The 15,190-nt window shown below is 38.5% G+C and carries 13 protein-coding genes; all 13 read right to left on the bottom strand.

Annotated elements, in window-relative coordinates; all coding sequences use genetic code 11:
• Nucleotides 1-296: 296 nt before the first annotated feature.
• Nucleotides 297-1,895 (bottom strand): BID domain-containing T4SS effector, encoded by a 1,599-nt coding sequence (locus ACFIJZ_RS06275; protein ID WP_375631329.1) that lies wholly within the window; start codon nt 1,893-1,895, stop codon nt 297-299.
• Nucleotides 1,889-2,110 (bottom strand): hypothetical protein, encoded by a 222-nt coding sequence (locus ACFIJZ_RS06280; protein ID WP_375631330.1) that lies wholly within the window; start codon nt 2,108-2,110, stop codon nt 1,889-1,891. The genes ACFIJZ_RS06275 and ACFIJZ_RS06280 overlap by 7 nt, the downstream gene beginning before the upstream one ends.
• A 1,066-nt stretch (nt 2,111-3,176) precedes the next feature.
• Nucleotides 3,177-5,093, bottom strand: coding sequence for a Ti-type conjugative transfer system protein TraG (gene traG / locus ACFIJZ_RS06285; protein WP_375631331.1), 1,917 nt, complete (start codon nt 5,091-5,093; stop codon nt 3,177-3,179).
• A gap of 155 nt (nt 5,094-5,248) precedes the next feature.
• Complete coding sequence (locus ACFIJZ_RS06290) at nt 5,249-6,811, bottom strand: BID domain-containing T4SS effector (protein ID WP_375631332.1); 1,563 nt, start codon at nt 6,809-6,811, stop codon at nt 5,249-5,251.
• 10 nt (nt 6,812-6,821) lie between these two features.
• Nucleotides 6,822-6,995: an antitoxin VbhA family protein gene (locus ACFIJZ_RS06295; protein ID WP_375631348.1), complete on the bottom strand. Its 174-nt coding sequence runs from the start codon at nt 6,993-6,995 to the stop codon at nt 6,822-6,824.
• Nucleotides 6,996-7,102: 107 nt separating this feature from the next.
• Nucleotides 7,103-8,173, bottom strand: coding sequence for a P-type DNA transfer ATPase VirB11 (gene virB11 / locus ACFIJZ_RS06300; protein ID WP_375631333.1), 1,071 nt, complete (start codon nt 8,171-8,173; stop codon nt 7,103-7,105).
• Complete coding sequence (gene virB10, locus ACFIJZ_RS06305; RefSeq protein WP_375631334.1) at nt 8,170-9,330, bottom strand: type IV secretion system protein VirB10; 1,161 nt, start codon at nt 9,328-9,330, stop codon at nt 8,170-8,172. The genes virB11 and virB10 overlap by 4 nt, the downstream gene beginning before the upstream one ends.
• A complete protein-coding gene (gene virB9, locus ACFIJZ_RS06310) occupies nt 9,323-10,189 on the bottom strand; it encodes a P-type conjugative transfer protein VirB9 (protein WP_273790957.1) in 867 nt (288 codons plus the stop codon). The genes virB10 and virB9 overlap by 8 nt, the downstream gene beginning before the upstream one ends.
• Nucleotides 10,186-10,890 carry a virB8 family protein gene (locus ACFIJZ_RS06315; RefSeq protein WP_273790958.1) on the bottom strand — a complete coding sequence of 235 codons (705 nt, stop codon included), beginning with the start codon at nt 10,888-10,890 and terminating at the stop codon, nt 10,186-10,188. The genes virB9 and ACFIJZ_RS06315 overlap by 4 nt, the downstream gene beginning before the upstream one ends.
• Nucleotides 10,844-11,158 carry a type IV secretion system protein VirB7 gene (locus ACFIJZ_RS06320; RefSeq protein WP_273790959.1) on the bottom strand — a complete coding sequence of 105 codons (315 nt, stop codon included), beginning with the start codon at nt 11,156-11,158 and terminating at the stop codon, nt 10,844-10,846. Before ACFIJZ_RS06320 ends, ACFIJZ_RS06315 begins: the two co-directional genes overlap by 47 nt.
• Nucleotides 11,159-11,368: 210 nt before the next feature.
• Nucleotides 11,369-12,346, bottom strand: a complete 978-nt coding sequence (locus ACFIJZ_RS06325; RefSeq protein ID WP_273790982.1) for a type IV secretion system protein — start codon at nt 12,344-12,346, stop codon at nt 11,369-11,371.
• Nucleotides 12,333-12,818 carry a type IV secretion system protein VirB5 gene (locus ACFIJZ_RS06330; RefSeq protein ID WP_375631335.1) on the bottom strand — a complete coding sequence of 162 codons (486 nt, stop codon included), beginning with the start codon at nt 12,816-12,818 and terminating at the stop codon, nt 12,333-12,335. The genes ACFIJZ_RS06325 and ACFIJZ_RS06330 overlap by 14 nt, the downstream gene beginning before the upstream one ends.
• The gene (locus ACFIJZ_RS06335) at nt 12,815-15,169 is read right to left on the bottom strand and encodes a VirB4 family type IV secretion/conjugal transfer ATPase (RefSeq protein WP_273790961.1); all 2,355 of its coding nucleotides are present in this window, start codon (nt 15,167-15,169) and stop codon (nt 12,815-12,817) included. The genes ACFIJZ_RS06330 and ACFIJZ_RS06335 overlap by 4 nt, the downstream gene beginning before the upstream one ends.
• Nucleotides 15,170-15,190 lie beyond the last annotated feature (21 nt).

Raw genomic sequence — 15,190 nt, forward strand, 5'->3', positions numbered from 1 at the left:
AATATTTTTAGAAAACCTCTTTGGCGCATTCCTCACTTTTTTGATAACAACTTTAGGATAAGGTAAGATATCAAATTAAATGACCTCCAAAGATTTCGCGCTATTCATATTGATATATAGTGGACATTTATGTCTTTTATACAGTTTTTTTATGAAATATTATCAATAAGTTACATCAAATTAAAGGATTCATTTTTAGGACTATTTTTTGTACCATTTTAAAACAATTGGTGAGCGTAATGGAGATAAAATGATTGGCGCTAAGAGTTAGTTGGAAGGCAAAAGTTCACGCGTTTTTAGCCGGTAAGAGCAAGCGATGAAGAGCGACTAACTTTCAAGCTGCGGGCTTGACATTGTGCTTCTTGGGTGTTCTTTACAGTATTCGCAATTTCTTTTGCTTTGCTTTCCGATGTCCCAAGGAGGCACGCTAGTCTGGTATGATCTTTTTCTTGTATGGCTTTACGCTCTTCTGAGGATAGACGATTGTGTAGTTGGCGCGAAAAGTGATGGAGTTCTTGTCGTAGTGTTGGAGAATGCAATAAAGCTTCCTTTTGTTGTTCTCTTGGTAAGGCAAAAAGGTTTTGTAAATTTTTTCCAGGTGTTTCGACAGCGTGACTCAGGCGATTTTGTTCTCTTTGATGTTGCTCTAAAATTTCTTCTTTTGTTTGTTGTGTTATTGTGGCATAATTTTTAAGGGCTTGGCTGAGTTGTGGAGCAGTTTGTTCCGCCAGTCTGCGATTTGGGCTTTTCATGTCAAGTATTTTTCTCCCTGCAAGTTTAGAAATTGATTGAGGGTTTTGTAAAATTTCATCAGCAAATTGATTTCCTAAGCTTGGATCAGCCGTTAAGATATCTATTTTTGTATTTAAGGCGTGGATTTTACCATAAACAGTCTTTGATAAATTTTTGATTTCTTTTCGGCATGCTTCAACATAAGCGTCATTTGAAATCTTTGTGAATAACTCTTCATGGGTGAGAGATTCTAATGTTTCTTTTGGGATCAATATTTCTTTTACATTTTGAACGTTGGTTTTTTGAAAGCAGAGGCGAGTACCGTTTTGTAATGTTTTGACGAGTTCTGGGGGGAGATCATCTTTGTGGCCGACTACGAAAGCACCCTCTACTTCCATGACAAAACCTTCTGCTGAAAAACCTCTAAACACGCCTTCGTAGGTTACATCTTCTTTTGTTGCAACAACAACACGATTGTTAATTTCATCCAGTCCCGCGTTTCTCATTTGGGAGATGAATTCTTTTAAAACAAGGGATTTTTGCGGATGTGTGATATCTTCAAAAAGATCTTTCATCGGTTGGGGATTGCCATATTGCACGGCTTCAATACAAGCTGCTGTCATGCGTCCTTTTGTGATGAAAGAAAAGTCAATGGTATGTCCTGCGGCTTGTCCAAGTTTTTCCATAAACATTCGATTGACGCGCCCATTCCCTTTTCTGAAAGGATGTGCGTGCTCGAGCGCCATAAAAACTTCTGCGGCATTTTCAGCAAATTCTTGGCGCGATAAACCTTTTAAATTGTTCTTCTCATTAAGTGTTTTTTCGAGTTGTTTTAGTTCTTTTTGAATCTGCGGTCCGATAGCAAAAGGAACTTCATAACCTTTGGGACGCATCGCCGGCATATGGGCAGTGGTGCCGTCTTCAAATGTAAAGGATGTATCGCGGGTTTTTCCAGCCCATTCAAAAGTTCTGTGGAAGAGGCTCCAGTGGATTAGTTTTAGATAGGAAGCATCAAATTTTTGTGGAAGTGGTTCGTGGCGAAAATTGACGGCTTCTCTGGCGGTATCATGAGCACAGCGTTCATACAGTTTTTTGGGGTCTTTTATGCCATATTTATTTTTGAGTGTTGGGGTACCTTTATATAGATAATTTTGCTCTAACATATAATCTCTCCTAAGTAGGTAGGGTGGTGGTTGATGAGCGTCTTAAACGCTGCATGTGAAAAATTCCCCTTCGCGTATTCTTTTGAGATTTTGGTAGTTATGAGAGAAAGCACTTTTCCCTCCAGTGTATGGATAGTTGTAGCAATCGTTTTGTGATGCTTTTGAAAGGTTTTTGGTGTAAGAGGTGCAAAATGTTCTGTTATGATTGTTTTCATGCCTATTTTCTTTTTTCATTTATTTTTGAAAAGTTTTTCTGATGGTTCCTTTGTTTATTACCTTGTGCTGTAAAATACTGGTATTGAGGGCCTTGATATGAATCCCATGCGTAGTTAGAAAATGAATTTTCTACAAATTGACTTTGGGTAAAATCTTCGTTCTTTGAGGTGTAAGGAAGAGGTCAAAAAGAAAAATGTTGCTTAAAATTGTTGTTTTTTTCCTTTAACAAAGTTGTTTGCAAGAGCGCTTTGATGAGGGGCGTGGATATGGCGGGTGCGATCGCTCTTGGTTAGCGGATGGTGCTGGTATTTTTTATACACAGTACTCAGATTGGTGAATCTATGGGTAAAAGCAGTTATCAAGAATTTTTCTCCATTATGTTTTTCTTACTGCTCCATATGAATATCTTGCCATACGAACATCTTGTTTGTGTATTTTTGCAACAAAATGTTTTTTATTTTGTATTGTTGCTCTTATTGTATTGCGCTGCTCTAAGATCCATAAGAGAGAAAACTCTTTCTTTGGTTGGGAGAAAAGCCTTTTTCAGCGCTTTATCATTAAAATAGAACACTTTATGATATCGTAAAGGGGGAAAAGCTTGTATAAGAATGATTTATTCATTTTGGTGTATATCTTAAATGTTTTTTGCGAAAAAATCGATGTTCTTGAGTATGGGTGTTTTGAGAGTTCTTGTCTCAAAGATCAATCTTTTGTTTTTCTTAAGTCTTGATATTGGTGATTAGCGTTGTGAAATGTTTTTGGTTGTTTGTAGGGGATAAATTATACACAAAAAGCTTTGTAGGAATGTATTTGCAGACTTTCCCAAGTGGAGATGTTGGTTTAGTTATAGGTGATTTGAGGGGGTGGTATTTTTATAAAGATGATGGGCGTTGGTAAAACGATACACAAAATACAAAAAGGAAAAAACACGGATTTTTTTATCATGTTTTCCTTATATGTGTGAGGAAGCGTTCAAAAACTTTTTGTTAACGGGTTTTTAAAAAATAGAAATCTATGTTGTTTTTGTGGTTGTTCTTTTCATAGTCAAGATCTCATAATAGGAGGTTAGTTTTTCTTTTGTGGGGCAAAGCGGTTTTTTGCAGCTGCGGCTAACATTTCTTTTCTTCTGAAATAAATGGCGCGACCACATCGCAAAGGGGGGTGTCCTTGCATAAGAATAATTTGTTCATCTTGACGCATTTCTTGAATAACTTCATGGGGTAAAATCAGGGCTCTTTGTTGGTAATTGACGTTGTATGAACTCTTTCCTAAGGATAAGCCTCTTGATTTGCTTGTTCCGGTGACTTCAACGGTCATTTGGCCACAGCGTTCTGAAATGTCTTTGGCTGTTTGGAGGTCTTTAATGGCAGCATAGCTGACAAAAGAGCAGCTTTCAAACCATGAGCGTGCTCCGGCTTCTCCAAAGTGATTGACCAACTGACCAGAGGATTGATAAAAAAGCATTAAGGATGTACCGTATTTACGTCCACGATCGCGTGCTTCTTCTAAAATATTCATATAGCCTAGAAGATCAACTTCATCTAAGACAAATAAAACACGCTTTTTATAGTTACCGTCTGCTGTAACCATGGCATTGAGAAAGGCGCCAATAATTACACGTCCAATAGCTGGATAACTGTTTAAAATGCTTGCGGGGAGATTGAGAAAAACATCTGTATTGCCATTTGCAATATCTGAGGAAAAAAAATCATCTCCGCAGACAAGATCTGCGTAATTGGACAAAGAAAGCCATTGGGTATCTTTTGAGGCGGTTGTATAGACTCCTGAAAAGGTTTGTTCTGCCATTTCTGTAAAAATACCAACCATTTCACGAATAAAAGGAGAAGGTGTTGTTTCTTGAATCATGCGTAATTGATTAACAACAGCTGTTTCTGATTGAGAGAGAATGCCACGCAATGTTTTTAAATTGCGCTCGCTGTCTTCATATTCATCAGAAAATACAACGTGAGCAAGAAGAGCTGTTAATAAATTATGGGCTTGTGTCGAGAAATATTCTGCTGAAGAATTGTCTGATTTTTTATCTGTAAGGAGCAACTTGGAAAAGCTTACAATATTCGCTTCGCGTTGTGTGCGTGGTACGCTGTCGTCTAAAAGCCAATCGATGACATTAAAATTTTTTGTTAAAAATGAATTGGGATCGAGAACAATGACATTTCTATTCCCCATCTTTTGACGCGCAAATTTGACCATTGGGGCAACTTCTGTTGAAGGATCAAGACAAACAATAGACCCTGGATAGGTTAAACACGTAGGAACTACTGTACTTGTGGTTTTATAGCCACCAGAACCAGCAAAAAAGATCATATGAGTTGAACCAAAATCAAGATTAAAGGTTAGCAAAGGGGCTGTTCCACCCTTTCCCCATGTTGTTTTATTGCCAGGCGCAAAGGGAATTTTGCACACATTATCTTGATCAACACGGTATCTTTCACCCACAACAATTTGCCCATTGGCAGGAAAGATTTTTGCTGCCTCTCTTAAATTCATCCAAGAGGCCTCACCAAAAACACCTTTTTTTGCACGCTTGACCTTATTTTTAGGTGGAGAGGTTGTTATGAATTGAATGATGGAAAGAAAACCACCAATGATGATGCCAAAGACAACCATGGGGTCCATGAATTGAAGCGCATAGCTCCACGTTATTCCTTGTTGGCCAACATAGGGACTTAAACGTTTTATTTCACCACCAATATAGTAAAGAGCGGTTGTTCCAAAAAAAATAACGGAGACAAAAGTGATTATTTTACGTAAGTGCAGTTTTTGCGACAGACTATACAACAATGAAACAGCAGCCGTTAGTGCTAAGACTAATAAAGGCTCAGAACGAAGAGTCCAATAAATTTGATCGCTCTTTAGTCCATTTGTTATTAACAGTAAAAAATGAGGGACAAGGAATATCGTTAAAGCACCTAAAGCGATTGGTGTTAAAATAAGTACCATTTGTGTTTTGGTATATTTCATTGTATTTTACTCTCAATTCTATCAGAATATGTTGCGAAATGCTCTTTTTCAGGTACGTGATATTAACTCTCATCTCTTTTTGCAAAGGTGCAGATAACGCCAAACAGTTTTCGTTTATGAGCCTTTCTCATCAAGGAGGAAGGTTTTATCCATTCTTAGCAGGCCATAGCGAATGCTTTGGAATGGCGCATTGTGCATATTTGTGCTTGCTGATGTACTTCTTTGGTTTGCTTAATAATTTGTGTAATTTGTTTGGCTTTATTTTCTGATACACCAATGCTTTGAGCCAGTGTTTCATAATCATTATTTTGAACTGCTTTATGTTCATTTGGTGAAAGACGGGTGTTGATCTTTTTTACAAAGTTGCTGAGCTCTTTTTGACATAAAGAATTTTTTGCTAAAGCTTCTTGCTGTAATTCTTTTGGCAAGGCGAGGAGATCTTGCAAGCTTTGACTTGGCATTTCTATTGTTTTTGCAAGGCGACTTTGTTCTGTTGCATGTTCTTGCGTGATTTCCTTTTCAGCATATTTTACAGCATACGCGAAATTTGCAACGGCAGTACAGAGCATACCAATATGATTTTTAGCGTTTGCACGTGCCTGATTTTGTAGTCCACATAAACTGAAACCTGCAAGACGAGAAACAGAGCTCGGTGCCCTTTCAATCTTGTTGGCGAGCTGTTGGCCTAAGCTTGGATTTTTGATGATTTCTACCATCTGTTTGTCTAATGTTTTTGTATTACCATAAACAATTTTTGACAGTTTCTGGACCTGTTTTAGGCTTACGTGGACACAGGCATCTTCTGCAACCATTTGGGCCGTTTCATTTTTTGTCAAAGGGGCTAATTTCTCTTCTGGAATAAGAATGCTTTCAAGCTCTTTTGTTTCGGGAACGGTAAAGGTAAATTTATCACCGGGTTTTAATGTTTTGAGTTGTTCTGGTGTGAGATGTTCTTTATTGCCGATAATGTAAGCTCCTTTTACATTGCAGGCAAAGCTGTTAAGACCAGCACCTCTATAGGTGCCCGTGTAGGTTTCACCTTCCTTTGTGACCATAACAGGGCGATCATTCACACTACGCCCAAGTTCTTTCGTGTTGCTCATGAATTCCTTTAAAAGAGGTATTTTATTGGGATTAGAGATATCGTCAAACAGATGTTGCATTGGTTCTAGATTGTCATTTTGTATTGCTGCAACACTAGCAACCAACATGCGTTCTTTTGTAACCAGTGAAAAATCAAGCTGATGCCCTGCGGCTTTGGCAAGATTTTCAAAAAAGATCCGTTGTGTACGTCCGTTGCCTTCTCTAAAGGGGTGTGTATAGTTGAGAGAGGCAAATATTTTGGCTGCTTCATAAGCAAATTCTTTGCATGATAAATCCTGCAAATTATTTTTTTCGGCAAGCGTTTGATCTAATTTTTGTAAACCTTCTTGTAATTCGCTACCGACTGCAAAATTTGTTATTTTTTTCATTACTGGAGCGACGGCAGTAGTACCATCTTCAAATGTAAAGGGAACATTGCGGGTTTGTCCAGCCCATTCAAAGGTATTTTCAAATAGACATTGATGAATAAGGCATAGATAGGAGCTATCAAACTTTTCTGGTAAGGGGGCTTCACGCAGATTAACCATCGCTTTTGCTGAATCATGCGCACATCTTGCCGTAAAAGCGTCAAGGTTTGTTATTCCATATTTATTTTTTAATTTTGCTTTTGGCATTGTAGCTTCCTTATAATGTCGTGTTGTCCATAAGAGTATTAAATTCTTCGAGTGAAATATTCCCCTTTGCGTATTCTTCTAAAATTTTCAACGTTTTGGAATGAAGCGCTATTCCCTCTATTGCATGGGTGCTGATGGCTGATTCAACGGCTTCACGGCGTTTTTTCAATTCTTCTTCTGTCATCGATAAAAGATTTTCTCTGTTTTCTGTTTCTTTGGTTTTCACGCATTTTTCCTTTTATTTGCAATCGTTTCTTTAAAAGAGCCTTTGGCAGCCGGTGTGATCTTCCTTTAGTCCCCTCCAAAGATGTTTCGTTGTTTGAAGGGATCGTAATAAATTTCTGTGACTTTAAATTTTCCTTCAATCCGTTTGCATTGGATGATGATATCAATCATTGAAATCAACAGTCCTCGAATATCATCACGCTCTAAATCACCACCGCCTTCACTTTCTTTGACCAAAAGGGTCATCTGCTCAAAGGCTGCAAGGGCTGTTGAGGCATGAACCGTTGTAATGGAGCCTGGATGACCTGAATTGACATTGCGGATATAATAAAAGGCTGTACCATCTCGAAGTTCTTGCAAAAGAATACGATCAGGACGCATCCGTAAAGATGATTCAAGCAACTCTTTGGGGCCAACGGAGGCTAAGCCTTGTCCATCTTTTGAATAGAACATTGAGACATGGTTAGGGTGTGGTATCACCAATTCTTGTGTGTCTTCGATGGTGATAATACGCTCTTCTTGAGGGATTTTTGCGATTAATGCTTTTGATAATGTTGTTTTACCCGAACCGGTTTTTCCCGCAATTAAAATATTTTTTTGGCATTCTACAGCTTGATTTAAAAAGGAGACAAAGTCTTTATTACAGTAGGCATGAGCTAAGTTATGCTCGATGATTTTGAGTTCGTTAAAACGAGAATGATAGTCATGCAAGGGCGTGAAAGATACCCGTTCACATAGCGAGAAAAGGCCCTTATTTGCGAGCTCTTCGAGAGAAAAACTCTGCGATGACGGTTTACGAATTGTCATACTAATCGTGTCTTTTTCGACAGCGGGCGGAATGACAATTTGAATACGCTCATTGCCTGGTAGCGTTGCAGATAATATTGGTTTTTTGTCCGATATGTTTTGCTTGGAATAGGATGCGACAACTTTCGCAATCCCCATAAGCTCATTAAAAGAGAGAGCCGGAGCTTCTATTGTTTTCCATCCATCAAACCCTTCAGTCATTACTTGATAGGGACGATTGATAACAATTTCAAAGAGACTATCATCTTTCAAAAAAGTACTGATGGGTTCAAGTTTTGTGAGAACAATCGCAACGGTTTCATCGCTCATGGTATGTAAGTTTGAGTTCATTCTAAAGTTACCGCCGAATTTTTGTAAAAGTTTCTTGAAACAGCTCGATTGATAATCTGTTTTTTGTTTTCGATGACTTTCAATTTATAAACGCTGGAAAAATCTAAATCGCGGGCAACAAAGATATTCACCATTTCCCCTTGGTTTTTGGATAATGTTGGAGGAATATTGGCGTAATTTTCTACGAGAATGTTTGCGATGTTTTGTCCTGAAGAGACTGTTTCAGTTTCTTCTTTTTCCTGTTTTTTTGATAAACGTTTATTGGCATAGTGTGTTACATCTTTTATTAGTGATACAAGAAGCGCAGACCCAATCCTCTCAAGCCAATGGTTATCAATATCTCCATCCATACCAGAACGCCCTAAAGCATCCGTTGCCGGTGAAGCTAAGGATATAATGATACCATTGGGGGTTTTTGCTCTATTCCATAGTACAAAGAGACGTGTTTGGCCTTTTTTCAATCCGGCGCGATATTCACCAACAATTTGGGTGCCTTTATCAAGAAGGACAACACGACCATTGTCTGATAAGATATCTCTGGAAACAATACAACTGGCAAAACCTTGTTGATCACTGTTGATGGCTGTTTCTAAAATACAAGGGATAGACGTTCCCATCGCGATGATGTAGTTTCGATTGCCAAGGGTTGAAGCACGAATACCTTCAAGCACTGTGGGTTTAAGAAGATGATTAAAACGTTGTGTTATTTCATCAGGTTTGCTTTCAAGTTGGTGAGGCAAAACACCATTATTTGTTTGTGAATTTATTTTGCCTTGTTGTGTACTTGCATAAGCTAATACAGGAGCACGTTGCGCTGCTTCCAGCAGTGAGTTATCAGAATTTAATTGATTGATGTTTGGTGTTGGTAGCTCGACTTTTGGTAATAGAGCGTTATTTCGTTGAGGCTGTTCAAAGGGGGGAGGGGTAGGCTTTGCAGGGCGAAAAAGCTCTGTTTGTTTTATAACGTTTCCTTCTTTTGAAGATTCAATTGGTTGTTTTTTGTCTGTAACAAGTGTTGAATAGGCTAAATAAAGACAGACACTGAAAAGAATAATAAGAGCAATAGCTTTCCCCACATTGTTCTGTTGACTTTTCCCTTGAGCATTTTTTATTGTATCGCGATCATTAATGCTTTTTTCATCCACGGTGTTATTCATGGCTGCTTCCTAGGTTCATTTTACGTTGTACAGATGGTGATGTCGTACCTGTTTCAGGATTAATTCCTTCTGGTACGAACCTTTTATTAAAGATGCACAATACTTCATTCCCACGTCGTAACGTGAATTGTGCACCTGTTGCATGAACAATAACTTTGTTGCCTTTAATCGATTTGGGAATAAGCGCTTCTTGCCCATCAGGCGATACAATGTAAATGGCAGGGATTTCAATGTTGCCTAAAAAGATAAAGGTTGTTGTTTTCCCATTATCATAGACAGAAGCGGGTTCAATAAGGGAAGAGCCTTGGGCTTCATAAGCCCAATTGCGTGGTCCAAAATCTTCATGGATATTTAAAATATCATTGACAAAGTTTTCTTCACGTTGTTTTTCTTTTTCTGCTTCGGCTAATTTCTTACGTAATGCTTCATCTTCTGGGTAACGAAACTTTACCAAGAAATACGTCTCATTGCCGGCTGAAACATCACCTTCACGGACTTGTAGCTCGAATTGATAAGAGCGTTGTGTTCCATCTTGGCGGCTTGTGACAATTTGTAAATTGGTCACAGGTTGGACTTCGCGTGGTTTGAGAAAAACAAAGTGTCCAGCCGGAGCAACTTGCCAAGCAACCGAATTTCCAATTCCTACATAGGTTACTTCTTCATCAACGGCAAATTCTAGTTGAACCGAAGAGCGAATGGAGCCAATGATTTGTACGACGTTGTAGGGGTCATAATTGACAAATCTGATGCGGTTATCTTTACGTGCACTGACAGGCGCTGTTTCTGCAAGTGAGAGAACTGTGTGAAAGCTGAAAGTGATCGTAAAAATTAAAGAGATTGTTTGTAAAAGTCTGATCATTTTATCACCTCTGGATCAGATCTATATTCCGATACTTGAAAACCAAGAGGGTTGATAAGACGATCAGACGTTGAAATGTGTGCGTTCACGTAGGAAAAATTTAAGATTGAAATCCAATGGGAAATATTTTCTTTTTCATTAAAGTCTCTGATCGTTTTATAGTAACGAACTTGGATAAGATCTTTGCTTATAAAAGAGATTGATTTGATTGTGACCGTAGCAATCATGTTATGATAAATATTTTGCGGACTTTCTGGATTATTGCCCGCGTACCATTTTGCAAAACGGTTTTGTTCTTTTGGAGAAGATAAAAGAGAAACTAAGCGAAAATTGTTTTCTGCTTCGGATGCTTGAAAACCTTCACGAGCACGAACATATTGGCTGGCAAAATAACGCGTTATCGCTTCATCATAGTCGTTAGGGGATTCTTTTAGGGCGCTTACAGTATCAATAATGCCTGTTGAGTTATCAACGCGGATAACAAAAGGCTCTACTGTTTTCAAAGGCGTCAAAGCTGCGACAGCTAAAGCCAGCGCAATCGTCATCAATCCCAAAAGCACTGTTAAAGCCATGGAAATTTTCATCCGCACGCGCATGCTATGCATGCGATCAATGTCAAATGAGCGCGCTTCTTTTATATATTCTTCAAGGGCATCACTTTTCACGCATAACCTCCACTTTTTTATCAGATCGTGCTTCATGAATAACCGGCTTTAATAAAGCTGAATTGAGTGCCAAATTGGCTGTTACCTTTTCACTTTCCAAAGTATTGAGAATGATGGGAGTGGTAACAGGCTTTACGCTCTTTTCTGAGTGGACAACGTTTTTATTGTCCCAATTCCACTTATCTTTATTTAAAGCACGTGTATGTTTGCCATTACAGCGTGGTGGTTTTTTAGGGCCACTCAAAGAGGCACAACCAGTAAGAGCGATTGTTAGGACCATAACAAAAGTTATTTTTCGTTTCATTTTTTGAACTCACAAATATCTTGGAATACAATGCATGAGAGCCTTTATTCTGAACATTTTTACAAATTTATATGATGCAAGATTTTGATTGGTTTTGTTGTAAGACCCAAGATGCTAGATCTTTCATGGAAAAAGATCATGGTGCGTGCGCCAAAGGGCGCACGCAAGGCAAAAACAAAAATGCTTATTCTTTTAAAGAGGTGCTTTATCTTAAAATCGACCACGTCCACCTCCGGATCTTCCTGCTTTTGCCGCCGCACCTGCCGCACCTTTACCGGCAGCTCCTGAGATTTGTAAAGTGGCACTTTTTATTGCATTCCCACTCGCTCTTGCACTATTGGCAAGCATTGTGAAAACCTGTCCTCCTGAAGAGACAGCAGTGTTAAAGTATGGTCCGCCAGAGGCCAGCGCTGTTGCAATACCGGGAAGCGCACGGAAGATAATAACCCCTATGATCGAAATGACGATGACAGGGGGGAAAAGAACATAGATTGATTCATATGAAACTTTGAGAACCTGGAGGATAACTTGACATATAATGGTTCCAAGCATGATCACGAGAACTTGTAAAATGGTAAAATTGATCAAAGTTGTAATCCATGCATCGGAGTATTTTCGCGTTGCATTGAACAAATACAAACTAATGAATAGAGGACCAAGACCTATAATCATGACGAGTGCAACTTGTGCAAACATTTGCACAATAAAACCACCTATACAAAAAAGAATAACCGCGAGAAGCATGATAGAACCAAGAAGACCCACAATGATCTTTTCAAAAAACCAAGCATTGTATAAGACTTCTTGATAGCGCGAACTTGCCTTTAACAAAATATAATCAAAAACATTGGAGCTTGCAGGATTGCTGTTAAGCGCATTCCCAATAGCGTTGGATAAATCTTTGAAGAAAATATCCTTGACGTAAGTATTAAATGTATCCGCATTCGTTGCCATTGTTGTAACAACAACGATTTTAACAACATTATTGAGAAGACTATGCATGGAAAGCGCAACGCGACCTGTCATAACATTATAGCCATAAAGAAAGATAAAAATGATTGCAGCGAGATTTAAGGGCGCTGAAATAGCAGAAGATAGCCCACTCACCGTTGTGTCCATCACATTATCTAAGGGTTTTAAAATATACCCAGAAACGCTTTCAAAGGGAGAAAAACTAAAGTCTGACATTTGTATTCGTACTTTCAAGTTTTTCTTTTAATTGTTTTTCTTTTTCTTTTAATTGTGCCTCAAGATGTTTATGCTTTTGTTGTTCCTTTTCTTCACGTAATTCATCTTTTGTTTTCGTATCTCTTGCTTGAATCATATCGAGAGACTGAAGTTTTAAAGAACTTACTTGAAGATCTGCTTGAAGAAGAGAAAGCTTTACTTGAATCTCTTGTCGAAGGGTTTGCAATTCTTCGGGTTTTGTGTCTGGTTTTGATTTAATATTTTCAAGTTGATTACTTATTTCTTTAATTTTTTTTGCAGTATCTGTTGCAGTCTTATAAATGGTTTCAGCTGTTTCTGATTTTGCAGTATTTAATTTTTGTGTGTTCTCGAGTGCTTGTTTATAATATTCCTCCGCATCGGGTGTCGTTTGTGATATTGCATGAGAAATAAAAGAAAAAGATAACAGTGTAACTAAGCCATATTTTTTCATTGATTTTTTCTCCTTTGATAAAATATGGGCAGCCATTTGTCAGGGTCAGCTCCATATTCGTTGATAATTTCATTCATGAGTTCAATGTTTTTTGTTGTGCCGCTTAAAACGGCGATCTCATCATTCATTCCACGTAAGTTAAGTTCTGCAACAACGGAACTTTGCCCCTGTTTGACGAGAAAACGACGGGATTCTCTGCTTAATTCTGACTGTATCAGTTCAAATTCACGCTCAGTAAGTTTGAAAGCTTCGACATAATCATTATAATTTGCTTTTTGATTTGGAAAAAATATTTGAGTGGGGCACTGCTCAATAATTGTGTGCGCGATTGTTGAGTTCAAAGCGTCTTTAGGGCTTTGTGTTGCAAAGAGCATCATGCCATTTTGTTTACGGATTGTTTTTAGCCGATCTTGAGCAAAAGCTTTGAATGAATCATCTTCCAAAGCTTTCCAGAATTCATCAACGACAATAATGATGCGCCGCCCATCAATCAAATCAAGAATGCGGTGAAAGAGATACATCATTAAGGGACGCCGAATTTCTTCATTGTCTAAGAAATCGGTCATGTCATATCCAATGAATTGCGCATTTAAATTGAGATCATCTTGATCATTATCAAAAACCCATCCTAAATCATTGCCTCTAATCCAGCGTTGCAGCCGTATGGCAATCCCTTCTTTGGATGTGTTGTCAAAAAACAGTTGAAGTGCACCAAGAGAGCGCTGGGTTGGGGGTAAGTTTTCTAAGGAATCAATAGCTTTGGCGATATCTTGTCGCTCTTCTTCTGTTACGATTTGCCCTTCAGCGCTTACCAGCTTTAAGATCCAATTACGAAGAAAGATTTTATTTTTTTCGGTGTATTCCATGCCCTTTAAGGGAGCAATACCCGTGGGCTGCCCGTTTTTTAAAGGTTTGTATTTCCCTCCTCCAGCCCGTACAAAAATCTCTGCTCCTTGATCTTTATCAAAAAAAACCATTGTTGGATTGTGTTTTTGTAATTGTGCAAGAAGAAAATTAACAATCACTGTTTTACCGGATCCCGATGGACCACAAACAAACGTGTTTCCAAGATCGCCATAATGAAAATTAAAATAGTAAGGTGAACCAGCCTGTGTTTTTAGCAATGCGACAGCAGCTCCCCAAACATTATCTTTCAGTTTGCCAACGGGAAAAGAATGGAAAGGCGATAAAGCGGCAAAGTTTCTGCTAGTAATGGCGCCTGAACGCGCCCGATAGCTAAAGTTTCCAGGAAGCTGTGCCCACCATGCTGCTTCCAATCCTAAATCTTCTCTGGCAATCACCGCTCCTCCATTGGTTAAATGGGAACGTGCTTTTGATAAGTTTTCAGACAATATTTTGGGATGATCAGCAAAAACAGCTAAAGAAATGTGGTGTTCTCCCAAAACAAAACGGTTTGATTCTAAATCATCTAGCGCTTCATCTAGTGCATCGATTTGTGAGCTAGCACGATCAGCTGCATTGATCATTTGATTTTGTTTGCGGCTCATAATCGCACTGGCGGCTGCCTTACTTTTAAAGACAAAGGATTGTGTTAAAATGAATTCAAATGGCACCGTAAGCAGACCATCAGTCATACCTGGGCGTGTTTTAGAAGGATACTCTTTCCATCCAAACATGCCCACAAAGCGTTCATTGCTTTCATGGCGAATTTCGATAATTTCTTTCCCAAAAATAACACGATCTGAGTAAATTGTTGAAGCAATAGTTCCAAATGTGAGAGGAATACGCTCACGTCTTCCCCCTACCAGCTGGTGGAGAAATTCACTTTGTTCGGAAAATAAAAGTCCTTCATGTTCATAGATTGATAGCAGACGGACTTCATATTCTTCCAAACCTTGCATAAGATCTTGACTTAACTCTTCGAGTTTACGAATAGCTTCCTCATCGGGTTCAGATTGTGTTTTCTTCGCTTTGCTCAAGCGCTGAAAAAATGAAACCAGCTTTTCTGTTTTATCCGCTGCCGGATTCCAAAGCAGTGAAATAAACAAATCATTTCTATACAGTTCTTGTGAAACCATTTTCTTTTTATATTTTTCATCTAATGTTGTTGCAAAAGATGAAAGAAAATGACCTTCTGGGTATATCGTTTCACGGCGGCGGATGATGTGAGAATATAAAGCAAGCCGTTCGTCTGCGATATTTTTTAAAAGGGTGTTTAATTGGTTGTGTAAAGAATTTAATTGATCAATATCCGCAGTGTCAAAATTTATACCCTCAACAGCCAACACAACCATTAAACAACGTGAATTTAAAGCAACGACATGTTGGTTGATGTAGCGTATATAGGGAATATATTCTTCAGGCAAAGTTTCCCGTTTCATTATTGACATCTGTTTCACCGGCTTCGTTCC

Source organism: Bartonella sp. CL70QHWL, from assembly GCF_042194855.1.
Taxonomy (GTDB): domain Bacteria; phylum Pseudomonadota; class Alphaproteobacteria; order Rhizobiales; family Rhizobiaceae; genus Bartonella.